General features: G+C 70.2%; 22 protein-coding genes. 10 read left to right on the forward strand and 12 right to left on the reverse strand.

From position 1 onward, the window contains the following. Nucleotides 1–63: 63 nt before the first annotated feature. The gene (locus ACIBVQ_RS01860; RefSeq protein WP_399175015.1) at nucleotides 64–1269 is read left to right on the forward strand and encodes a sensor histidine kinase; all 1206 of its coding nucleotides are present in this window, start codon (nucleotides 64–66) and stop codon (nucleotides 1267–1269) included. Beyond that, nucleotides 1253–1933: a response regulator transcription factor gene (locus ACIBVQ_RS01865; RefSeq protein WP_352008749.1), complete on the forward strand. Its 681-nt coding sequence runs from the start codon at nucleotides 1253–1255 to the stop codon at nucleotides 1931–1933. Before ACIBVQ_RS01860 ends, ACIBVQ_RS01865 begins: the two co-directional genes overlap by 17 nt. On the opposite strand, the gene ACIBVQ_RS01870 is transcribed toward ACIBVQ_RS01865, so the two are convergent. From ACIBVQ_RS01870 to ACIBVQ_RS01880, 3 genes are all read right to left on the reverse strand, one after another. Further along, a complete protein-coding gene (locus ACIBVQ_RS01870; RefSeq protein WP_399175017.1) occupies nucleotides 1873–2577 on the reverse strand; it encodes a hypothetical protein in 705 nt (234 codons plus the stop codon). The two genes, ACIBVQ_RS01865 and ACIBVQ_RS01870, sit on opposite strands and share 61 nt — an antisense overlap. Nucleotides 2578–2873: 296 nt before the next feature. Beyond that, entirely contained in the window at nucleotides 2874–3512 is a 639-nt protein-coding gene (locus tag ACIBVQ_RS01875; RefSeq protein WP_399175019.1) for a TetR/AcrR family transcriptional regulator, read from the reverse strand. 28 nt (nucleotides 3513–3540) lie between these two features. Then, the gene (locus ACIBVQ_RS01880; RefSeq protein ID WP_399175021.1) at nucleotides 3541–4386 is read right to left on the reverse strand and encodes a class I SAM-dependent methyltransferase; all 846 of its coding nucleotides are present in this window, start codon (nucleotides 4384–4386) and stop codon (nucleotides 3541–3543) included. A 145-nt stretch (nucleotides 4387–4531) separates the two neighbouring features. Here ACIBVQ_RS01880 and ACIBVQ_RS01885 point away from each other — a divergent pair, with 145 nt between their 5' ends. The 5 genes from ACIBVQ_RS01885 (at nucleotide 4532) to ACIBVQ_RS01905 (ending at nucleotide 10059) form a co-directional block, all read left to right on the forward strand. Continuing rightward, complete coding sequence (locus ACIBVQ_RS01885; protein ID WP_362910625.1) at nucleotides 4532–5491, forward strand: LysR family transcriptional regulator; 960 nt, start codon at nucleotides 4532–4534, stop codon at nucleotides 5489–5491. Nucleotides 5492–5510: 19 nt separating this feature from the next. Continuing rightward, complete coding sequence (locus ACIBVQ_RS01890) at nucleotides 5511–5996, forward strand: NUDIX domain-containing protein (RefSeq protein ID WP_352009448.1); 486 nt, start codon at nucleotides 5511–5513, stop codon at nucleotides 5994–5996. A gap of 205 nt (nucleotides 5997–6201) precedes the next feature. Next, nucleotides 6202–8292: a DUF6421 family protein gene (locus tag ACIBVQ_RS01895; RefSeq protein WP_399175023.1), complete on the forward strand. Its 2091-nt coding sequence runs from the start codon at nucleotides 6202–6204 to the stop codon at nucleotides 8290–8292. Beyond that, nucleotides 8289–8927, forward strand: a complete 639-nt coding sequence (locus ACIBVQ_RS01900; RefSeq protein ID WP_352008755.1) for an SDR family oxidoreductase — start codon at nucleotides 8289–8291, stop codon at nucleotides 8925–8927. The genes ACIBVQ_RS01895 and ACIBVQ_RS01900 overlap by 4 nt, the downstream gene beginning before the upstream one ends. A 67-nt stretch (nucleotides 8928–8994) precedes the next feature. Beyond that, the gene (locus ACIBVQ_RS01905; RefSeq protein ID WP_362775146.1) at nucleotides 8995–10059 is read left to right on the forward strand and encodes a low specificity L-threonine aldolase; all 1065 of its coding nucleotides are present in this window, start codon (nucleotides 8995–8997) and stop codon (nucleotides 10057–10059) included. A gap of 58 nt (nucleotides 10060–10117) precedes the next feature. On the opposite strand, the gene ACIBVQ_RS01910 is transcribed toward ACIBVQ_RS01905, so the two are convergent. Together ACIBVQ_RS01910 and ACIBVQ_RS01915 are read right to left on the reverse strand one after the other, a co-directional pair. Continuing rightward, on the reverse strand, nucleotides 10118–10417 hold the full coding sequence (locus ACIBVQ_RS01910; protein ID WP_352008757.1) for a DUF3467 domain-containing protein: 300 nt from the start codon (nucleotides 10415–10417) through the stop codon (nucleotides 10118–10120). Between the two features lie 130 nt (nucleotides 10418–10547). Then, on the reverse strand, nucleotides 10548–11189 hold the full coding sequence (locus tag ACIBVQ_RS01915) for a DUF305 domain-containing protein (protein WP_386190252.1): 642 nt from the start codon (nucleotides 11187–11189) through the stop codon (nucleotides 10548–10550). Nucleotides 11190–11302: 113 nt separating this feature from the next. Here ACIBVQ_RS01915 and ACIBVQ_RS01920 point away from each other — a divergent pair, with 113 nt between their 5' ends. After that, on the forward strand, nucleotides 11303–11965 hold the full coding sequence (locus ACIBVQ_RS01920) for a DUF3105 domain-containing protein (protein ID WP_352008759.1): 663 nt from the start codon (nucleotides 11303–11305) through the stop codon (nucleotides 11963–11965). Nucleotides 11966–12016: 51 nt separating this feature from the next. Here the strand turns inward: ACIBVQ_RS01920 and ACIBVQ_RS01925 are convergent, their stop codons facing one another. The 6 genes from ACIBVQ_RS01925 to ald form a co-directional block, all read right to left on the reverse strand. Continuing rightward, on the reverse strand, nucleotides 12017–12472 hold the full coding sequence (locus ACIBVQ_RS01925) for a S26 family signal peptidase (RefSeq protein ID WP_362910618.1): 456 nt from the start codon (nucleotides 12470–12472) through the stop codon (nucleotides 12017–12019). Then, a complete protein-coding gene (locus ACIBVQ_RS01930) occupies nucleotides 12469–14316 on the reverse strand; it encodes an ABC transporter ATP-binding protein (RefSeq protein WP_399175027.1) in 1848 nt (615 codons plus the stop codon). The genes ACIBVQ_RS01925 and ACIBVQ_RS01930 overlap by 4 nt, the downstream gene beginning before the upstream one ends. Continuing rightward, nucleotides 14313–14804 (reverse strand): hypothetical protein, encoded by a 492-nt coding sequence (locus tag ACIBVQ_RS01935; protein WP_362910614.1) that lies wholly within the window; start codon nucleotides 14802–14804, stop codon nucleotides 14313–14315. Before ACIBVQ_RS01935 ends, ACIBVQ_RS01930 begins: the two co-directional genes overlap by 4 nt. Before the next feature lie 59 nt (nucleotides 14805–14863). Further along, nucleotides 14864–15412 (reverse strand): MauE/DoxX family redox-associated membrane protein, encoded by a 549-nt coding sequence (locus tag ACIBVQ_RS01940; protein WP_399175029.1) that lies wholly within the window; start codon nucleotides 15410–15412, stop codon nucleotides 14864–14866. 18 nt (nucleotides 15413–15430) lie between these two features. Beyond that, complete coding sequence (locus tag ACIBVQ_RS01945; RefSeq protein ID WP_399175031.1) at nucleotides 15431–15631, reverse strand: hypothetical protein; 201 nt, start codon at nucleotides 15629–15631, stop codon at nucleotides 15431–15433. A gap of 753 nt (nucleotides 15632–16384) precedes the next feature. Beyond that, entirely contained in the window at nucleotides 16385–17500 is a 1116-nt protein-coding gene (ald, locus tag ACIBVQ_RS01950; RefSeq protein ID WP_386190255.1) for an alanine dehydrogenase, read from the reverse strand. 227 nt (nucleotides 17501–17727) lie between these two features. On the opposite strand from ald, the gene ACIBVQ_RS01955 reads away from it, so the two are divergent. Next, nucleotides 17728–18825: a SecDF P1 head subdomain-containing protein gene (locus ACIBVQ_RS01955; RefSeq protein WP_399175033.1), complete on the forward strand. Its 1098-nt coding sequence runs from the start codon at nucleotides 17728–17730 to the stop codon at nucleotides 18823–18825. Here ACIBVQ_RS01955 and ACIBVQ_RS01960 read toward each other — a convergent pair. Continuing rightward, nucleotides 18822–20195: an NCS2 family permease gene (locus ACIBVQ_RS01960; RefSeq protein WP_399175035.1), complete on the reverse strand. Its 1374-nt coding sequence runs from the start codon at nucleotides 20193–20195 to the stop codon at nucleotides 18822–18824. The two genes, ACIBVQ_RS01955 and ACIBVQ_RS01960, sit on opposite strands and share 4 nt — an antisense overlap. A 635-nt stretch (nucleotides 20196–20830) precedes the next feature. Between ACIBVQ_RS01960 and ACIBVQ_RS01965 the strand changes: the two genes are divergently transcribed. After that, nucleotides 20831–22105, forward strand: coding sequence for a helix-turn-helix domain-containing protein (locus ACIBVQ_RS01965; protein WP_352008768.1), 1275 nt, complete (start codon nucleotides 20831–20833; stop codon nucleotides 22103–22105). Nucleotide 22106 lies beyond the last annotated feature (1 nt).

Raw genomic sequence — 22106 nt, forward strand, 5'->3', positions numbered from 1 at the left:
AAGCCACTTGCCTGGGCGTTTTGTCCTGTATGCGCGGAGGGCGGAAGGGATTAGTCTCCCCGCATGGCGGTTCCCTCTCCCCTCCTGCGACGCTCCGGCGCCGCTTTCCTCGCCCGGCACCTCCGCACGGTGCCCAGGGCTGATCTGCTGATCGGCCTGGCCGTCATCGCACTCGGCACGCTGGAGGCCTTCACCGTCGCCGCCGACCACGGCGCGGCGGAGACCCCCGAACTGTGGTGGATCGGTCAGGCGCTCGTCACCGGGGTACTGGTGTGGTTCCGGCGCAAGGCGCCGGTCGCGGTCTTCATCCTGATGATCCTCGCCCAGTACGCCTGGCACCGGCAGGGCTACGAAGGCTGCCAGACCTGGCAGCTGGCCTCCCTGCTGATCGTCTTCCACACGGTCGCCGCCGAGCTGCCCGTCAAGCCGGGCCTGGCCTGGGCCGTGACCGGCATCCTGGTCTTCGACTCCGGTGCCGTCGACCACCGCCTGCTGCCCTTCGACGAGGTCATCTTCCTCACCGTCGTCTTCGGCGCCGCCTACCTCACCGGCCTGGCCGTGCGCGCCTACGCCACCAGGGCGCACCGTCTGGCCGCCCACGCCGTACAACTGGAACGTGACAGGGAACGCCAGGCCGCCGAGGCCGTCGCCCAGGAACGCACCCGCATCGCCCGCGAGCTGCACGACGTGGTCGCCCACAGCGTCAGCATGATGGTCATGCAGGCCGGGGTGATGCGCCGGATGGGAAGCCCGCACGAGGACATGCTGCTCGGCATCGAGCGGATGGGCCGGGAGGCGGTGGACGAACTGCGCGTCATGCTCGGCGCGCTGCGCATGCCGCTCGACGAGGCCATCCCGCAGCCGGGACTCGACCTGCTGGCCGGCACGGTCACCTCGCTGGCCTCCTCCGGGTTGCGGATCAGCCTCGACGTCGTCGGCGATCCGGTACGGCTGCCCCCCGGCCTCGACCTGTCGGCCTACCGCATCGCGCAGGAGGCCCTGACCAACGCGGTCAAGCACGGCGGCGAGTCCGAGATCACGATCACCATCACCTACCACGGTGACCACATCGAACTTGAGGTCCTGGACGGCGGCGGCGGAGCCCCGTCCGAGCTGTCGACGGGCAACGGCCTCGTCGGCATGCGCGAGCGCGCCGCGCTCTTCGGCGGCCGCTTCGAAGCGGGCCCCCGCCCGGAGGGCGGTTTCCGTGTCCACGCATCCCTGCCTATCTCCCACCAGGAGGTGTTCGCCGATGAACGGATCAACTGAGACGAGCATTCGTGTCGTGATCGCCGACGACCAGGCCATGGTCCGCGCCGGGCTGAAGCTCGTCGTGGAGAGCGAGGCGGGCATGGAGGTCGTCGGGGAGGCGGCGGACGGGCTCGAAGCCGTCTCCGTCGCCCGCCGTACCCGGCCTGACATCGTGCTGATGGACATCTCCATGCCGCGCATGGACGGCCTCACCGCGGCCCGGCAGCTCCTCGGCCAGCCCGCCCCGCCGAAGGTGGTGATGCTGACCACCTTCGACACCGACGAGAACCTCTACGCCGCGCTGCGCGCCGGGACCAGCGGGTTCCTGCTGAAGGTCTCGCCCCCCGAGCAGCTCGTCGAGGCCATCCGGGTCGTCGTCGGCGGTGACGCGCTGCTCGATCCGGCGGTCACCACCCGGGTCATCGCCTCCTTCGCGGGCCGCCACGACCCGGCGCCCCCGCCGCAGCTGGCCGAGCTGACCCCGCGCGAACTTGAGGTGCTGCGCTTCCTGGCCAGAGGCATGACCAACGCCGAGATCGCCGGGGAGCTCTTCGTCGGTGAGGCCACGGTCAAGACGCACGTCGCGCGGGTGCTCATGAAGCTTCATCTGCGGGATCGGGCTCAGGCCGTGGTGTTCGCGTACGAGTCGGGCGTGGTACGGCCGGGCGCGTCCGTGGGGTAGTGGGAGACCCACTCCGTGCGGCTCATCCTGAGCATCTTGACGCCGAGTGAGCCGATCGCGACCGCGCTGGCGCCCCACAGCGCGACCGAGGCGGGGCCGTACGGAACGACCAGGGAGGTGCCGTAACCGATCGCGACGACGAGCGGCACCCACCAGTGCGCGAACCCGGCCCGCCACACGCCGGCGAGCAGGACCGGCATGCCGAAGATGGCGAAGAAGAGCCAGGGCATCTGGAAGCCGAAGACGACGCCGGGCAGGTTCAGCATCTCGTCGAGGATCTTGGCGGCCTGCTCGGGGGTGTTGCGCTGCCCCAGCCACCACTCCACCGGATCGATCATGAGCATGCCCGACAGGTTGATGTAGCCGAGCGCGGTGAGTGGGCCCACGACGTGGCCGAAGAGCACGGCCCTGCGGCGCATCACATGCAACAGGGCGATGGCGGCCAGGGCCATGAGCAGGTAGGACCAGTGGTACAGAGCCGACTGGGCCTGGGCCAGGGCCGGGTTGTCGCCGTAGCTGACGGCCTCCCGGTCGTCGCCCCAGGTGCCGGGGTCGATGATGACGGCGATCGTCTGCAGGAGGGGCGCGACGATCAGCAGTGTGCCGGACGCGATACGCCTGAAGTCGGCTGAGTCCTTGAACATCGGGAATTCCTTGCTGTGCCTTGCTGTGCGGAACCAATGCAAGGAAGGTAGGCCCGTCCCCGCCGCCGGGTCGTCCGCCGGGGGAGGGACCCACTCTCCACCCGGCGGCGTATCATCCCGCGACGCCGTTCCTTAGAAACAGGTCGGAGCGCTGCCCGGCAGACAGGGGCCCTGGTTCCCGCCTCCGTCGCTCACCTGTCCGGAACGTGCCCGGATGACATATCCCGCGTTGCCCGAGCCGGTGTTGCCGGCCGGAGGGAGCGGAGGAAGGGCCGGGGCGCCGCTCCTGGCCTCGTTCACGACGTGCATGCGAGGCCGTTCATCAGGGTGGCTATCAGGGCGTCGGCCGTGGCGGGGGGAACGTCGGCGGGGACGGGGGCACCGCGCAGGAGGCGGGGGAGGACCAGTTCGTGGCAGACGCCGACGAGTAGCGTGGCGGCGGCCTCGGGGTCGGCCGAGGGGGTCAGGCGGCCGAGGTCGCGTTCCGCGCGCAGATAGCCGGCGAGCATCGCCTGCAGCCCCCTGCCCTCGCCGAGGGGGTTGGGCAGCGCGTCGAAGCGGGCGAGCACCTCGGGCTGGGGGAGCAGGCCCGCGAAGGCGGGCAGGAAGGCCTTGTGCAGGGCGAGACCGTAGGTGAGGCAGGCGCGCAGGTTGCCGGCGACGGTGCCCTCACCCGGCCTGGCGGGCAGCGGGCCGAGGTCGCGCTCGACCGAGCGGACGTGGGCGTGCAGCGCCAGCGCCAGCAACTCCTCCTTGCCCTCGAAGTGGTTGTACAGCACGCCGTCCGCGACCCGTGCCGCACGGGCGATGTCGCGGACGGTGAGTCCGGTGGTGCCGCGTTCGGCGATGAGCCGTCCGGCGGTGGCGACGAGGTGTTCGCGCAGGCTCAGGCCGTCGGTGCCGTCACGCAGGGCGGCCGCTTTTCTCGGTGACATCACCCCGCATCCTAGTGAGCCGGGTGGGTCACGGCCGGGTGGCGGTGATCAGCCAGGCGGCGCCGCGCAGCCGTACGGCACCGGCCCGTTCGAAGGGGCGCATCGCCTCGGTGAGGGCGTCGAGGGCGCGGGAGGCCGACTCCTGATCGACCTGGCCGAGCATGAAACGGATGGGACCCCAGGCTCCCAGGAAGGCCGCCGCGTCCTCGGTGTCCGCCCCCCATGTCTGGGGAGCGTCCACGGGGGTCGCGGCCACGTTCTCGAAGCCCGCGGCGGTGAGCACCTCGTGGACGCGGACGGGGTCGGCCAGTGACTCGGGGCCGGGCCCGCCGGGTTCTGTCGTGGCGGGGCGACGTGGCAGGTGCGGGGTCATCGCGGCGAGGACGCGGCCCAGGTCCTGGTCGTCCAGGTTCCGCAGCGACAGCATGGCCAGGCGCCCGCCGGGGCGCAGCGCGCGGCCGATGTTGGCGAACGCGGCGACAGGGTCGGCGAAGAACATGATCCCGAACCGGCTCGTCGCCACGTCGAACCGGCCGGAGGGCAGCGGGTGGACCTGGGCGTCGCCCCGCTCGAAGGTCACGTTGGCGACGCCCTCGGCGTCCGCGCTCGCGCGGGCCCGCGCGAGCATGGGGGCCGACAGGTCGAGGCCGGTCGCGTGGCCGTGCCGGGCCAGCAGGGCGGCCAGCCTGGTCACCCGCCCGTTGCCGCAGCCGACGTCCAGCACCGTGTCCCGCTCCCCGACGGCCGCCGCCGCGAGCAGGGGTTCGTTGAAGGCGTCGTTCACGGCGTCGTAGCGGTCCTGGTGGTCGGCCCAGTGGTTGCCCTCGTAGCCGTTCCAGGCCTCGGACTGGTGGACGTTGACGACGGAGCCCATGCTTCCTCCCGAACTGATATGAACGAACGTTCATGAACGTATGTTCATGATGGGGCGCGGAGCGGGAGGGTGTCAACCGCGCGTGCCCCGGGCTCTTCGCCGATTAGGTCTTACTGGAAAGCTTCTTTGCTTTTACTCTCGATGCGTGGATCTCCAGGTTCGTCATCTGAGGGTGCTGTGTGCGATCGCGGACAGCGGGAGCATCTCCAGGGCGGCCGTGACCCTGAAGATGTCCCAGCCCGCGCTCACCGCTCAGCTGCGCCGTATCGAGCAGATGTTCGGCGACCCCCTGTTCGACAGGGGCCCCGAGGGTGCCCGCCCGACCATGCTCGGCGAGTGGCTGCTCGTCCGCTCCCGCTCCCTGGTCTCGGCCGTCGACGAGTTGGAGCGGACGGCCAGGCGTTACGCGCCCCCGCAGGTGGAGACGGCGCCGATCCGGGTCGGCTGCGCCCCGACCCGGCTGCGGATCTACCTGGCCAAGACCCTCCGCAGGCTGCTGCCCGGCGCGGAGATCAGGCTGCTCACCGAGCAGACGATCGACACGTTGCCCGGCCTGCTCGAATCGGAGCGGATCGAGCTGGCGACCCTCGACGACTATCCGGACCACCGGCTCTGCGCGCCGCCCGGCGCGGTGTACACCGCCATCGCGGTGGAGCCGCTCTTCGTCGGCCTGCCCGCGGGCCACCCGCTGGCCGGGCACGAGGAGGTCGAGCTGCGCGACCTCGCCGAGGAGGACTGGGCGCTGCCGACCCCGCTTGAGTCGGGGCCCAGGGAGTACTTCTGGAACACCTGCGCCGCGCACGGCTTCGCCCCGCGCGTGGCCTACGGCGTCAACCTGGAGGTCGGGGTCGACCTGGTCGCGGAGGGGCGCTGCGTCAGCCTGTTCCAGGCGACCGTCCCGGCCAGGGAGGGCATCGCGATCCGCCCGCTGGCCGGCTCGCCCCTGCGCTTCCGGCACCTCATCGGATGGACCGCTCCCGGGCCGATCACCGCGCACGCCGACGCCCTGGTGCGGGCGCTGACCACCACCTACTGGACGGAGTCGCAACGGGCTCCCGCCTACCGGAACTGGCTGGAAAGGCACGGGCCGCTGAAGCGGTTGTGAGCCGTAGTCTCGCGGCGTGATGACCAGGAACTCGCACTGCTCCTTCTGTGGCAGTGCATACGCCCTCGACCAGGCGTGGCCGCGCACCTGCTCCTTCTGCGGCAACACCGCCTACCTCAACCCGCTGCCGGTCGCCGTGATGCTGCTGCCCGTCGACGACGGTGTGCTGGTGATCCGCCGCGGCGTCGAACCGCACCGGGGCGGCCTCGCCCTGCCGGGCGGCTTCGTCGACGTGGGGGAGTCCTGGCAGCAGGCGGCGGTCAGGGAGCTCCGCGAGGAGACGGGGGTCGTCGTCGGCGCGGACGACGTCCGGCTCCTCGACGTGCTCAGCGCCCCCGACGGCACCGTGCTGATCTTCGCCATGGGGCCGGAGACCTCCTCCGCCGCGCTCCCGCCGGTCGTGCCGACCGATGAGACGACGGAGTGGCTGACGATCGACGGCCCACGCGAGCTGGCCTTCCCGCTGCACACCAGGGTCGTGGCGGACTACTTCGCCGCTAGGTGACCTCCCGGGGCGGGCCCGCCGCGTCGGGCCCGCCCCCCATCCCGTACGGCCACGTGTATTGGTCCGTCCGAAACCTCCTCCCCGGGGGCGTTGCCGTGCCCTTGCCCGGGTGATCCACACCGCTCCTGCCGTAAGAGGTGTGTCAATATTCGGGCATCTTGTGTATATTTTCCGTCGTTGGCTCACATCTGAGGGAGGATTTATCGTGCGAGCGTTCCCACGGGTGCTCTTCGACGAGGCACACAACGAGTCATGGACCATCCGCAGGGACGTGGCCGAAACGATGAATCCGGGGCATCCCGACGACAACAGCTACGCCCGCGCCGCCGAGACGCTGCGCCGCCTCGGGCACACCGTGGCCGCGCACACCGGCGGACCGATCACCCCGGCCCTCCTCGCCGGGCAGGACGTTCTCGTGATCGCCCACCCCTCCGCCGACCGCTGGGAGCGCACCACGGGCCTGGGCAGCCCCGTCCTGCCGGTCGAGGAACTCGACGCGATCGAGGACCACGTCACGGCCGGAGGCGGCCTGGTCGTGCTCGCCGAGTGCGAGCAGGAGAAGTACGGCAGCAACCTCGCCGAACTGCTCGGCCGCTTCGGCGTCACCGTCGAGCACACCACCGTCCAGGACCCCGGGAACTCCCACAACGGCGTGGCCTCCTGGGTCCTCGGCGTCCCCGGCGACCCCTCGCAGCGGGAGGACCCGCTGGCCGGGGCGCGCAGGGCGTGCTTCTACCGGGCGGGTGTCCTGACCGGCCCCGAGCACGCGAACGTGCTGTTCCGGACCTCGCGGACCGCCGACCCCGCCGACGCGCCCCTGGCGCTGGCCGTACGGCACGGCGAGGGCAGGGTCGTGGTCGTCGCCGACTCCGACCTGTTCGGTGACGACTCGATCGGCGACTACGACCACGCCGTGCTCTGGGGCAACCTCGTCACCTGGGCCGCCCGGGTGCCCGTCCCCGCCGGGCGCCGGGAGATCCAGGAGGTCCAGGAAGTCTCCGTGGTCCGCGAGTCCTTCCAGGCACTCAAGGCGGCCGTCGAGGCGCTCCAGCCGCTGCAGGCCAAGGACGGCTCCGTCGAGGGCGACCGGGACAGGGCGGTCGAGCTGATCGCCGAGATCGTCGAACACGTCGCACGGCTCGCCCCGTGCTTCCCCCACGACGAGGCCTACCTCACCGCGGTGGTCGCCGACCTGCGCAAGTGGGTCGAGCAGGGCCTGGGCGTCCCCGACTTCCTGGACTCCCTCGACGCCTTCCACCCCGACACCCAGCGGATCGACGGCCTCGAACACCTGGTCGTCTTCCCGATGTACACCCAGAACGGAAGCGTCCGCCGCCACCTGGAGGCCGTGCTGATCCGCACGGTCTGGCCCGAGTGGCTGGCGAACCTGGAGAACGAGCGCTACGACAACCCGCTCTTCGTGCCGATCGCCTTCGAGGACTTCACCTCCGGCTACGACACCAACTCCGCCGTCCTGTTCCCCGAGACCGTCGCGGTGCGCCAGACCCCGGCCCGTTTCACCTGGGGCGGCATCTTCTGCGACCGGGAGGCCGCTCGCTTCCGCGCGGTCAGCGGGGCCGCCGCCGAGACGCTCAAACTCGCGCTGCCGCCGGACGCGGCGCGGCTGGTCGCCTCGCAGGAACTGGCCCAGGACACCTTCGTGCTCTGGGACCTGATCCACGACCGCACGCACAGCCACGGCGACCTGCCGTTCGACCCGTTCATGATCAAGCAGCGCATGCCGTACTGGCTCTACTCCCTTGAGGAGCTGCGCTGCGACCTGACCGCGTTCGGCGAGGCCGTGAAGCTGGAGCGGGAGGGCGTCCCGCACGCCCGCTACGTCCAGATCGCCATCCTGTTCGACCGGCTGTTCCGCTTCCCGATCACCGGTGACCGGATCCGCAACTACGACGGTCTCGGCGGGCAGCTGCTCTTCGCCTACCTGCACCGCAACGACATCGTCAGGTGGACGGACAACCGGCTCAGCGTCGCCTGGGACCGGGTCGCCGACGGCGTCGCCGACCTGCGGGGCGAGGTGGAGAAGCTCTACCGGGACGGAATCGACCGCTCCAAGCTCGCCCACTGGCTGGCCGCCCACCAGCTCGTCGCCGCCTACGTGGAGCCGCACCCGGCCTCCGTCTGGCACCGGGGGGTGGACGCGCTGCCGGTCGAGGGCTTCCCCAAGGCCGTGGTGGACGCGGTGCTGCCCGACGAGTTCCCCCTGAGCATGTTCTACGAGGCCCTGCGCCGTAAGCTCGGCGATGTCGTCGAGTCCACGAGGGGAATCCGGGCATGATCATTCTGGTGACGGGCGCGGCCGGGCCCGCGGGCAGGGCGGTCGTACGCCGCTTCACGGACAAGGGACACACCGTCATCGGTGTCGACAGGTCAGGCGCGGAGGGCACCCTCCCGGTCGACCTGCTCGACGCCGAGGCGGTCAGGCGGCTGGCCGCCGACGTCCAGGCCGAGCACGGCCGGCTGGACGGCGTCGTGCACCTGGTCGGCGGCTGGCGCGGCTCGAAGACCTTCGCCGAGACCAGGCTTGAGGACTGGGACCTGCTGCACGACCTGCTGGTCCGCACCCTGCAGCACGTCACCCTCGCCTTCGAGCCGCTGCTGAGGGCGAGCGGACGGGGCAGGTTCGCCATCGTCTCCGCGCTGGCCGCCGAACGGCCGACCCAGGGCAACGCCGCCTACGGCGCCGCCAAGGCCGCGGCCGAGGCCTGGACCCTGGCCTTCGCCGACGCCCTTGAGGGCTCGGGCTCGACGGCGAACGTCCTGGTCGTCAAGGCCCTGGTGAACCAGGCCATGCGGGAGGCCGCCCCCGAGCGGACCTTCCCCGGGTTCACCGACGTCGACGACCTCGCCGAGGCGATCGACGGCCTGTGGGACACCGACAGGAACGGCGAAAGGATCGTCCTGGCCCCGTGAGGCGGGACGGCGAGAACGACGCGGGCGGCCGGACACCGAAAGGCGGCCGCCCGACCAAGGGGAAGAAGTGACAGACGCCATCCGCAGACACGACCCGCTGGTCAAGGGATTCGCCAGCGACAACTACGCCGGAGTGCACCCGGAGATCCTCCAGGCCCTCGCCCTGGCCAACGAGGGGCACCAGATCTCCTACGGCGAGGACGTCTACACCGAGGCCCTCCAGGAGGTCTTCCGCGGCCACTTCGGCCCCCTGGCACAGGCGTGGCCGGTCTTCAACGGCACCGGGGCCAACGTGGTCGCGCTGCGCGCGATGACCGCCCCCTGGGAGGCGGTCGTCTGCGCGGAGTCCGCGCACATCCACACCGACGAGGGCGGGGCCCCGGAACGGTCGGCCGGCCTCAAGCTGCTCACCGTCGCCACCCCGGACGGCAAGCTCACCCCCGAGCTGGTCGACACCCAGGCCTGGGGTTTCGGCGACGAGCACCGCGCCCAGCCCAGGGTCGTCTCGATCACCCAGGCGACGGAGCTGGGCACCCTCTACACCCCCGACGAGGTCAGGGCGATCTGCGAGCACGCCCACCAGCTCGGCATGCTCGTCCACCTCGACGGCGCCCGCGCGGCCAACGCGGCCGCCGCGCTCGGGGTGCCGCTGCGCGCCTTCACCACGGACGCCGGGGTGGACGTGCTGTCCTTCGGCGGCACCAAGGCCGGGCTGATGTTCGGCGAGGCGATCGTGGTCCTCAACCCCGACGCCGTCAGGGGGCTGCGCTACCTGCGCAAGAGCGCGATGCAGCTCGCCTCCAAGATGAGATTCGTCTCGGTGCAGTTCGAGGCGCTGCTCGCCGGTGACCTGTGGCTGCGCAACGCGCGCAACGCCAACGCCATGGCCCGCAGACTGGCCGACGCCGTACGGGAGATCCCCGGGGTCGAGGTGCCCAGGCCCGTGCAGGCCAACGCCGTCTTCGCGGTCCTGCCCGCTGAGGTGACGCAGCGGCTGCAGAAGCGCTTCCGCTTCTACACCTGGAACGAGGCCGCCGGGGAGGTCCGCTGGATGACCGCCTTCGACACCACGGAGGCGGATGTGGACGCCTTCGCCGCCGCCGTGGCCGAGGAGATGCGCGCGCAGGCGTGAGGACACGCGGCCCGGTCCCGTACGGCTGACGCCGGGGGGAGAGCCGCGCGGGGACGGGTCAGGACTTCCTGCCCGTCTCCTTCTCGTATGCGGTCAGCTGCTGTTCCAGAGCCTTCATGAGTTCGAACACCTGGCTCGGGGGGATGCGGATCCGGCTGACGATCCTGGTCGGCACACTGACGAAGTGCTGGCCCGACGAGGGGTCGTTGGCGAGCTGGGGCGGCCTGGTGATCACCGCGAAGTCCAGGACGAAGCCATCCTCGGTGTGCCACACCGATGCGAAGTTGGCGTACTGCCCGGCCTCGACCTCGGCGGAGATGCTCACCTCCAGGCGGTTCTCCGGTTCGTCGTTCACCATTTCTGTTCTATCTCCTCCGGCCAGGTTGCTCAATGCTGCCCTGGCCGGGGGAACGGGCGGCGCAGGGGCGCGCCGACCTCGTCGAGGCGGACGCCGTACAGGGGGTGGGCCCGGGAACGACCGGGGAGAGCTAGAGGATCGAGGGCAGTGGCCTGGCCCCGCGCTGGGCCAGCATGTCGGTCATCAGCTTGATCTCTCCCGTCTGGCCCGCGACGATGTGCCGCGCCAGGGTGGCCACCTCGTCGCGGTCCGACAGTTTCAGCAGCCCCTCGCTCATCTGCACGCCGCCCTCGTGGTGGCGGATCATGAGCTGAAGGAAGAGGATCTCCTGCTCCTTGCCCGTGGCCTCGCGGAGCCTCTTGAGCTCCTCCTGGCTGGCCATACCGGGCATCGCACCCGGGGCCGCCGCCGTTACGCCGTGGCCGTGACCGGACATCCAGGCCATCGGCGGGCGCTCGGTCGACTGGTTGAGCCCCCACTGCTGGAGCCAGCCGCCGAACATCCCGCGCTGGGCGGTCTGCGTGACGATGATGTCGTAGGTGAGCACCCGCAGGGGATCGTTCGTCGTGTCGTCCCGCATGATGAAGGCCATCTCGACGGCCTGCGAGTGGTGCGTGGCCATGTCACGGGCATAGCCGGCTTCGGCAGAGGAGTCGGTGGGGGACTGCCTACCCCCCAGGAACAGCACGGAGCCGACGAGCGCGAAAACGATGACTATCGCAAGGATCGTCCACGGCCGACGTGATCTGGGGCGTTCTACGGGGGTCTCCATCGCCTAGTCAGCCTACCGGTTACCAGCTGTGGGGAGGGAGTGCGGTACTTATTCCCGCTATACGTAGGTAGCGCATAAGGTGACTCGGACATGGTTTGCCCCCTGGAGGATTGATGATCAAGGAAGAGGCACGGTCGAGACGTGAGCGTCTCAACCAGATGCGTGAACAGCAGAAGCGCCGTGAGCGCCGTGCCGGGATCATCATGTGGGGGGCCGGAGGCCTGGTCGTTCTGCTGCTCGTCGGAGTGGTCGGCTTCTACCTCGTCAACGAGCGGGCGCAGACCTCACTGGATTCGGTGACAAGCGCCAAATACGCGGGCGGATCGCACAAGGAAACCAAGATCAAATATGCGGAGAACCCCCCGATGGGCGGGGAGCACAACTCCGTATGGCAGCGCTGTGGCATCTACGACGAGCCCGTGAACAACGAGAACGCCGTGCACTCCCTGGAGCACGGCGCCGTGTGGATCACCTATCGGCCCGACCTTCCCAAGGACCAGGTCGAGACGTTGAAGAAGGCCGCATCGAGCGACTACATGCTGCTCAGCCCCTACCCGGGTCTCCCCAAGCCCGTCGTGCTGAGCTCCTGGAACAAGCAGCTGCAGCTCGACAGCGCGGACGATCCGCGACTGGCCAAGTTCGTCGCGAAGTACAAGAACAGTCCTGAGACCCCCGAGCTCGGCGCCTCCTGCGAGGGTCCGAACAGCGTCGACAAGCCCGCGTCGCAGAACCCCATTCCCGACGCCACGCCCGCTCCCTCCTCAAGCGCCTCCTGACGACAGGGAGGGCGGCGACCTCGCCGCCCTCCGCCACGCGGGCGCCGAGGGTCACGAGCGGTCTCTCAGGGGGCGCAGGACCACTCCCACCACGGCGTCGGCGGGTACGTAACCGTACTGTCGCGAGTCTCCGCTGCCGTCGGGATTGTCTCCCAGGAGCACCAGACTGGCCGGGGGGACCACCGCCCCGGCCCCTTCGAAGGGAAAGGGCACCGGATCTCCGGGGATCGCCGCGACCCGTTTGATGACCCGCCGGGCGCGCAGTGCCTCCCGGGGACCCAGCTCTCCGGGAACGGGCCGTATCCACTCAGGCAGGTCGACGACGGCCACCTCACCCGCCCGGATCCGGCCTCCCCGGCGGCGCCGTACCAGTAGCCGGTCGCCGTGACGGTAGGTGGGCGTCATGCTGGGGCCCCGCACCGTGACCACCAGGTATCCCCGGCGAAGCCGGTTCAGCCAGCCCGCGAGGCAGGCCAGCGCGACAAGGGCCAGCGCGGTCTGGATCATGTGAGCGTCGTCTCGTAGCCGCGGGCCTGCAGGGAGAAGAGCCGGGAGTAGACGCCGCCCTCGGCGACGAGCCGGGCGTGGTCGCCGCACTCGATGATCTCCCCGTCGGAGAGGACCGCGATCTGGTCCGCGTCGCGGACCGTGTTGAGGCGATGGGAGATCAGCAGGCTGGTACGGCCGCCGCGGTGCTCGCGGAGCCGGGCGTGAACCTCGGCCTCGGCCTCCGCGTCGAGACCGGAGCTGGGCTCGTCGAGGACGAGCATGTCCCGGTCGTCCCGAAGCAGCGCCCTCGCAAGCGCCAGCCGCTGCCCCTGCCCGCCGGACAGCAGCATGCCCATCTCGGGATGCTCCTCGTCGATCCCTGCCAGGAACATCCGGGTCAGCATGGTGTCGTAGCCGTTCGGCAGCGCGGCCAGCACCTCGTGCACCCCGGCGCGCCGCGCGGCGGCCTCGATCCGATCTCGGTCCTCCAGCCGGGCGAGGTCACCGAGGCCGATGTTCTCCGCCGCGGAGAGCTCGTACTCCACGTAGTCCTGGAACACCGTGCCGATCCGTTCCCGCAGCTGGGCGGGGTCGGTGTCCCGCAGGTCGACTCCGTCCCAGCGGACCTGGCCGCGGGTGGGGTCGTAGAGCCTGCAGAGCAGCTTCACCAGTGTGCTCTTGCCCGCGCCGTTCAGCCCGACCAGCGCGGTGGCCCGGCCCGCGGGAATGGTGAGGTTCACACCACGCAGCACCCACGGCTGGTCGGGACCGTAGCGGAACCAGACGTCCCGGAACTCGACCCCTCCCGTCAGCGCCGGTACCGGGCGGGGAGAGGCCGGGACCGGCAGGTCGGGTTCGACCGTGGTCGCCACGTGGTAGTGGTCCAGCATGAGCAGCGCCTGGTAGGAGGCTCCCAGCTGACTGATGATCGCGGACAGGGAGCTCTGGACCCCGGCGACCGCGGCCACGAGCACCGTCACGTCACCCACGGTGAGTCGTCCGGCCCGGCAGGCCAGGACGGCCCAGATCAGCCCGCCGCCCGCGACTCCGGCCCCCAGGAGGGCCAGGAGAATCTGCACTCCCAGCTCGCGCCGGTCCAGGGCGCGGTTGACGGCGTTGGTCGAGCGCAGCTCGGAGAGCATCCGGTTCCTGAAGAAGTCCCCCAGCCCGAAGAGACGGACCTCCTTGGCCTCCCGCGGGGAGCTGAGCAGGTTCGCGTAGAAGTACTGCCGCCGCTCGGCGTAGCCGGTCCGCCACATCGCCCCCACCCGGCGCCGGCCCAGCAGGACCTCCGCCCGCGTGGTGGGGATCGCGGTGACCGAGACGGCCAGCACCAGCCAGGGGTTGATCAACAGCAGGGTGACCAGGAAACCGGTCAGGGTCAGCAGACTCCTTCCGATGCCGGTGGCGCTGTTCAGCAGGTGCACGGGGCCGGTGCTGCCCGCCTGCTGCGCCAGGCTGATCCGATTGTGGAAGTCCGGGTTCTCCAGGGTCGCCAGCCCCCGCAACCGGTCGTTCATCGCGGTGTAGAGCCGGTCGACCGCGACCGTCCGCACCCGCCTCCCCACCTCGGCCTCGGTGTACTGGGACAGCCGTGGCACGACCACGGCGCAGACCCCCGCGAGAGCGAGCGCCACGGCGGCCCAGACCAGGGCCGTTCCGGAGACGCCGCCGACCAGGCCGTCCAACGTCAGCCGGGTGAGCCAGGCGACCACCACCGGCGCGAGCCCCGCGGCGGCCGAGAGCAGCACCAACACGCCCAGCACCCCCGGAGCGGCCGCCAGCGTCAGCCGCGCCGCCATGAGGGTGTGGCCGAACGCCGCTCTGGGGGTGAGCCCGGCCGTCGCTCCGGCCTGCCTCACATCTCCGCCGGTACGGCCACGGCACCTCGCCCGGTGTGGGTCACCGCGCCGTCCGCGCCGAGACGGCACATGGCGGGGTAGGCGGAGGTCTTGAAGGCGGCGGCCAGCGGCCCGCGATCCCGTTCGATGACGACCATGACGTTCTCCCGGAGCTGCGACACCATGTCGGCGGCGACCTCGTCCGTCGGCGTCACGATCACGGCCAGCGCCTGCCGACGGCCCTCGGGCAGCGCCCGCGCCGCCGCGGCGAACCTGGGAAGCCACTCGTGGCACGCGTCGCAGGTCGGGGAGAAGAACCCCACCAGCCCACCGGCCAGCTGTGCCCCGGTGACCGCCTCGGCGTCCACGGTGCGGGCGGTGAAGGGACCGGGGCGGGTCCCGGGACCGGTGATCGGCTCGATCATGGACTTCGGATGGGTCAGGCCGTCGAGACGTTCTGTGTGGTCCCGTAGCCGGCGGATCACGCCCAGCGTGAGGACGAGATTCAAGACGGTGACGACGACACAGAGAATCACGGCTGCGGCAACAAACATGTCCACTGCTTTCTTCACTTCGATTTGTTCGGGTGGTACGGAGACGGGGCGAACAGGGCGACCAGATCGTCCAGGCGGATCACCAGGGACGCGACGGTGAGGGCGGCGATCACCGTGACCACGGCGAGGGCCGGCTCCGTCGGCCCGGCGGGGGAGAGCAGGGCCGTCAGCAGGCCGGCCACCGCCACCACGATCAGGATGAGGTTGCGCGCCAGGTGCACCGGTCCCAGCGGTGTGCCTCCGGCCCCGAAACAGCGGCACGGGGCGCGTTCACCCCGGCGCAGCGCCGCGGCGATCGCGATCGTGAACCCGGTGGTCGTCACGGTGGCGAGGGCGAATCCCACCGCGGCGGTTGCGGGAAGGAGGGTCAGGACGACGACGGCCGGTTCGGCGACGAACACTCCGAGGGCGACCGGCCGCCGCCACCTGCCCACGCGGGGAGGCAACAGCAGGCCGGTCGATCTCGTGAATTCGGCAAACGCCTTACCGGGCCGTTTGCTGATCGCCGCTACGGCGAAAGTGCTCGCCACGAGCACCTGGCAGCCCAGGGTGACGAGTGCCATTGGTCGTTTAGGCGGGGACTAGGAGCAGACGCTGCACGTGATACGGCGGGCGCTGTCCTCGCAGAGGCACAGCTTGGTCAGGCCACCTCCGCAGGGAATCTCGTAGAGACACGGCCCCGTGTAGGGGTAGGAGCCACAGGGGCAGCTCGCGGCCGCGCTCGACGCGGGCACGAACCGGCTCAGCAGCCGGTCCCCCAGAACTCCCAATTTGTTAAGCATGTCGCAGACCCTTCCTCCGGCCGCCGGTTCCGCGCGTGAGAGATTAATATGCGGCCGGAGTGGTCTCCGGGGCGGCACGTTGTTCACGCTAACCGCCGCTTATCGGCAAAACAATAGATCCTTGCCGAGGAATGGCAATTGCAATTCCGGGAGGCCGGTTATTCATTGATTTGGAAGGATTTGGTTTCGAATTCCCGACTCTCCTGTCGGGTAACCTGGGCGGACGTGAGCCCCGGGGCCGCCGGGGGCCCGCAGGAGGCCTTCGTCCGGTCTGGCCGGGGGTCGTGAGCTGCGAATATTCGCTCGCCTCCCGGGGCGTCCCGCGTGGCGAGCACGGCCTTTCTGTGTCATGACGGGCTCCCGCCCTCCCCGGGGTGCGACCCGCCTGTTCGAACCGGTCGCGTTTTTCCAGCTTTTCGGCCCGCCGGTTCGGGCTGTTCCGCCCTTTTGGGGTATCACTTCCTGCTGTTTTCTCTGCCCGTTTGACGGATGGGCGGAGTGTCACCGGCCGTGCCATTTCTGTGACGTTTCCGTGAATGGCTTGGAAAGCATTTCCGTATGGAAACCATTACTTTATGTGAGCGCATTGTCCGATGAATGGGCGGGTCGGTCAAGCATTTGTGCAATGTGAAATGGTTCACAGATTGACTGCTTTGGGAGGGGGTAACGCGGTGCCGGTTTCCGGGACGGCGGGGCTGACAGGGCGCCGAACAGCCCCGCACGGCGTGCCGGGGGTGGTCCTGAACCACCGGACTATCGGAGTACCCGCTCCAGCGGAACCGCCTCCAGGCCGTGGGCCTCGGCCACCGGCTGGTTGGTCAGGTGCCCCGCGTGTGTGTTGAGGCCGGGAGCCAGCACGGGGTCCTCGCGCAGCGCCTGGCGCCAGCCGAGGTCGGCGATGGCCAGGACGTAGGGCAGGGTCACGTTGGTCAGCGCGTAGGTCGAGGTGTGCGGGACGGCGCCCGGCATGTTGGCCACGCAGTAGAAGATCGAGTCGTGCACCCGGTAGGTCGGGTCGGCGTGGGTCGTCGGCCGGGAGTCCTCGAAGCAGCCGCCCTGGTCGATGGCGATGTCCACCAGGACCGAGCCCGGCCTCATCCGTGAGACCAGTTCGTTGCTGACCAGTTTCGGGGCCTTGGCGCCCGGCACCAGCACCGCGCCGATGACCAGGTCGGCGTTGAGGACCGCGCGCTCGACCTCGAAGCTGTTGGAGGCGACCGTCTGGCAGTGGCCCTGGTAGATGACGTCGGCCTGGCGGAGCCTGTCGATGTTCTTGTCCAGCAGGACCACCTCGGCCTGCATGCCGAGCGCGATCACCGCAGCGTTCATGCCGGAGACCCCGGCACCGATCACGACCACGCTCGCGGCGTGCACACCGGAGACGCCGCCCATCAGCACCCCGCGGCCGCCCTCGGGCCGCATCAGGTGGTAGGCCCCGACCTGGGGGGCGAGACGCCCGGCGACCTCGGACATCGGGGCGAGCAGCGGCAGGGAGCCGTTGGCGTTCTGCACGGTCTCGTAGGCGATGCCGGTGACCCCGGACTCCAGCATGGCCCGGGTGCAGGCCTCGGAGGCGGCCAGGTGCAGGTAGGTGAAGAGCACCTGCCCCTTGCTCATCCGGTGGTACTCCTCGGCGACGGGCTCCTTGACCTTCAGGACGAGGTCCCCCTCGGCCCACACGTCGTCGGCCGAGTCGATGATGACGGCGCCGACGCTCTGGAAGTCGGAGTCGGGAATCGACGACCCCGCTCCGGCGTCCTTCTCGATGAACACCTGATGACCATGCCGGACCAGCTCCTGGGCGCCGGCTGGGGTCAGGGCCACACGGTACTCGTGGTTCTTGACCTCGCGGGGAACAGCGATCTTCACGGCTCCTCCAGATTCGTGCACCTATGTCACCTTCACTCTGCGTTCCCGAGAAAGAGGGCACTACGCGCAAGGTGCAATGAATCGCTCATCGTTGATAACACGCTGTCAAACTGCGGAAGTCGTCATCTTTCTGGATGCCCGATTGACCGTCCGATTACCGGGGATTTTGAGTGATCGGTAGGCTCGTTCGCGAGGGACGCGACGATACGGGGACGAAGACGATGGAGATGCGCACCGGTCCTGGCGGCACGGACGACCCGCCGGTGCCGCAGGGGCCTCCACCCGCCCGTCACGGCCATCACCAGGGCCGTCACCAGGGCGTCCGGCCTGACCCGACGGGACCGGGGCGCGGGAGCGGGGACAGGTCCGGCCCGCCGGGCGGCCGAGGCCGTCCCACGCCCCCCGGAGGGCCCCGCGACCCACGGGACCCCCGCGACCCCCGAGCGGCCGGATACGCCCCGCAGCCGCCCCGCGCCACCAGGATCACCACGATCGCCCTGGTCGTCGCCCTGGTCATCGTCGTGCTGACCGCGGGCGTGCTCGGTACCCTCGCGGTGCTGATGACCCGCAACCCCGACCTGCCGCTGGGCGCGACGCCGCCCCGGCGGCTGGCCGTACCCATCCACTTCGCGCCGGTGACGGGCGCCCAGCAGGGGCCGTGCACCGACCCCGACGCCAGGCCCGACGACCTCGGGCAGGTCTGCTACACACTGGCCGCCGGGGTCAGCGTGGACGCGGTGCGCAGGATCGAGGCGGTCCAGGACCGGGGCGGCTCCTACTCGGTGAAGATCGTGTTCGCGCCCACCTTCCGCGACCAGATCAACGACCTGACCCAGGAGACGGTCACGCAGCAGATGGCGATCGTCGTCGGGGAACGGGTGGTCGCGGCCCCCAGGGTCGCCCAGGTGATCACCGAGGACAGTCTGAGCATCGCGGGCTCCTTCACCAAGGAACAGGCCGACGCCATGGTCGCCCGGCTGCTCGGTGCCGCGAACGCGCAGCCCTCGGCGACCCCGGGAACCACGACGCCTCCCACGACGGCGCCCATCACCCCACCGGCCACGAACGCGCCCACCGGTCAGGCACCACAGACCCCGGCCGCCACCACGGGAACCACCACCGGGCCCACGACGGGGCCCACGACGGGAGCCGCCGCGCCCGCCGCCGGGGCGCGGGGGACCGATCCCCGCTATCCGGACTGCGCGAGCGTGGCCAGGGCGGGACGCGGCCCCTACTTCAAGGAGACCCACAAGGAGTACCACTGGTACCCCGACAAGGACGGCGACGGCGTGGCCTGTGAGGAGGGATACCTCCAGGCCCGCTAGAGCAATCCCTGGACGGCCTCTATCGCGAAGTAGAGGGCGAAGACCAGGGTGACCGCCCACAGCAGCCACGGAATCCGCCCGGCCCGCCCGACGGCCGCCTGGACGACCGTGTAGGAGATCACCCCGGCGCCCACGCCGTTGGTGATGCTGTAGGTGAAGGGCATCAGCGCGATCGTCAGGAACGCCGGTACGGCCAGCGTCAGGTCCTCCCAGGGGATGTTCCTGGCCTGGGTCATCATCAGCGCGCCGACGAGCACCAGCGCCGGGGCCGCCGCCGCGGCGGGCACGACGGAGGCGATCGGGGTGAAGAACAGGCTCAGCGTGAACAGGGCGCCGGTCACCAGCGCCGCCAGGCCGGTCTTCGCGCCCTCGCCGACCCCGGCCGCCGACTCGACGAACACCGTGTTGGCCGAGGCGCTGGACAGGCCGCCGACGGCCCCGGCCACGCCGTCCACGGTCAGGATCGCGCCGAGGCGGGGCACCCGGCCCTGCTCGTCGACCAGTCCCGCCTCGTCGCTCACCCCGATGATCGTGCCCATCGCGTCGAAGAACCCGGACAGGACCAGAGTGAACAGCACGACCGTCGCGGTCACCGGCCCCGCCTGGGAGAAGCCACCGAAGAGGTCGAACTGCCCGACCAGTCCGAAGTCCGGCGCCGCGACCACGCCCTCGGGCACCCGGGGCACCACGACGCCCCAGCTCGCCGGGTCGATCCTGGCGACGGAGTTGACGACGATCGCCAGCACGGCGGTGATCGCGATGCCGATCAGGATGGCGCCCCTGGTCCTGCGCACGTAGAGCACGATCATCAGCAGCAGGCCGAAGCAGAAGACCGTGACCGGCCAGCCCGTCAGGTGTCCCGTCCTGCCCAGCTGCACCGGCGTTCCCGTGCCGCGTGCCACGAACCCGGCATCGACCAGCCCGATCAGCGCGATGAACATTCCGATGCCCACGCTGATCGCGTGCTTCAGGGCCAGCGGGATGGAGTTCATGATGAGCCTGCGCAACCCGGAGACCGCGAGGAGCACGATGACCAGGCCCTCCAGTACGACCAGACCCATCGCCTGGGCCCAGGTCATGTGCGGGGCGGCCTGGTAGGCGACGACGGCGTTCAGCCCGAGCCCGGCCGCCAGGCCGAAGGGGGCGTTGCCGACCACTCCCATCAGCAGCGTGCTCACCGCCGCCGCGAGGACCGTCGAGGTGGTCAGCTGCGTGATCGTCAGCTTCGCGCCGGTGACGTCCGTCGCCCCGCCCAGGATGATCGGGTTGAGCAGGATGATGTAGGCCATGGCCATGAAGGTGGTGATCCCACTCCTGACCTCGCGGCCGACCGTCGAACCACGCGCCGACAGTTCGAAGAACCGGTCCATGAGCCTCCCATCGCCCTGAAGGACGATCGGGTTCCTACCCCCGCGGTTCCGGCGCGATGTCAGGGGCTACGGCCTGGACCGTTCCATTCCATCGTGGAGCGGTACGGTCCGGGCGGGAAGCGGGGATGGGAGGAAGGTGACGTGCGGAGATGATTCGCCCTGTGCAGGGGGGTTCGGGTGGGTTAGGATCGGCGCACCGATTCCAGGCTCTGGAGCGTTCCTTCGCCGCGCGACATCCGACGGGGCCTCGGCCGGGCGTTCCCCTTCCGGGAACCGGAACGGCCCGCCGCCGTATCCGCCGGATCGCGATGCTCACCGGTCGGGATCTCTCCACGGTGACGGGCCGTGCCGGTCTGGTACCGGCTTTACAGGCGGGCTGACCCGCTGCTAGTCGGGATAGCTCCAGCTCGTCTTGTTCTCCTGGTTGAGCTGCAAAGAATACTGACTGGTGCTCTGCGAGGGGGAAGACGAATCAGCACTTGCAGTCGTAGCATTGCTCATGGCTGCAAATGTGGCCGTAAATAGGACGGCGAGGGCAGACAAAGCGAGGCGTCGGCGCACGGGGGAGGCTCCTGTCGTGGGTTCTGCTGCTCGAACGATATCTTTCAAGGGGTAACGTGGCTGGTCAAGACTTGGTGGGGCAACGCATCAAGACCGTCCGACGTCAACGTGGTCTTTCCCAGGCGCAACTCGCCCATCCGGAACTATCCGACAGTTATGTGTCGCTGATCGAGAGCGGCAAGCGTACGCCCACTCCGGCGGTCCTTGAGCTGCTGGCCGAGAAGCTCGACTGCTCCCTCACCTACCTGATCAACGGCGTGACCGCCGAGCAGATGCAGGAGATCGAGCTGGGCCTCGGCTACGCCCGGCTGGCCATGGAGAACGGCGAGGTCGGCGAGGCGCGCACGCGTTACGCCGAGCTTCTCGCCGACAGCGGCCTGGCGGGCCTGCCCCAGCACAGACAGGACGCCGAGTACGGCCTGGCCCTGGCCACGGAGGCCTGCGGCGACCTCGACGGCGCGATCGCCCTGCTCAACGGCCTGCGCGAGAACGACCCCGCCACGATGAGCCCCGAACGCCACATCGCCGTGGCCGTCGCCCTGTCGCGCTGCTACCGCGAGCAGGGAGACCTGGCCCAGGCGGTGAACGTCGTCGAGGAGATCCTCGGCGGCGCGGTCAGGCCCGCCTGGACCGACGGCCTGATGAGACTGGGCGGCCAGCTGCTGGCCGCCTACGTCGAGCGGGGCGACCTGCTGCGGGCCAGGCAGTTCTCCGCCGAGGTGCTCGCCGCGGCCGAGGTCCTCGGCACCCCGCAGGCGCTCACCCTGGCGCACTGGGGCGCGGCCATCGTCGCGGTCGAGAGCGGGCGCGGCGACGAGGCCGTCACCCACGTCGAGCGCGCCCTGGCCATCCAGTCCGAGTACGGCGACCCCCGCAGACTGGCCCGTCTCCGCAACGACTACGCCCAGGTCATGCTGACCGTACGGCCCATGCAGGCGGGCGCCTGGCGTGAGCTGCTGGCCAAGGTCGAGAAGGAGCTCTCGGAGAGCTCGGCCAACCCCATGGACAAGATGCGCTGCGCGATGAACCTCGCCCGCGCCGAGCTGCTGCTCGCCAACCCCCAGCGGGCCGGAGAGCACATCAAGGCCGTCTGCGACATGCTCGACGGGATGCCCAGGCCGCTGCAGATGGAGGCACGCCTGCTGCACGGCCAGACCTCCGCCGAGCTGGACGGTCAGCAGCGGGCCCTGCACGAGCTGCAGGCCGCGGCCGAGGCGCTCGACAAGCTGCCCGCGACCCGCTACACCGCCCACGCCTGGCTGACGGCGGCGCGGGTCCTGGAGCGCATCGACGAGCCCGTCCGCAGCGTGGACGCCTACAAGAGGGCGCTGGCCTGCGTGGGGCTGTAGG

It is taken from the genome of Streptosporangium sp. NPDC049376 (genome assembly GCF_044466505.1).
Taxonomy (GTDB): Bacteria; Actinomycetota; Actinomycetes; order Streptosporangiales; family Streptosporangiaceae; genus Streptosporangium.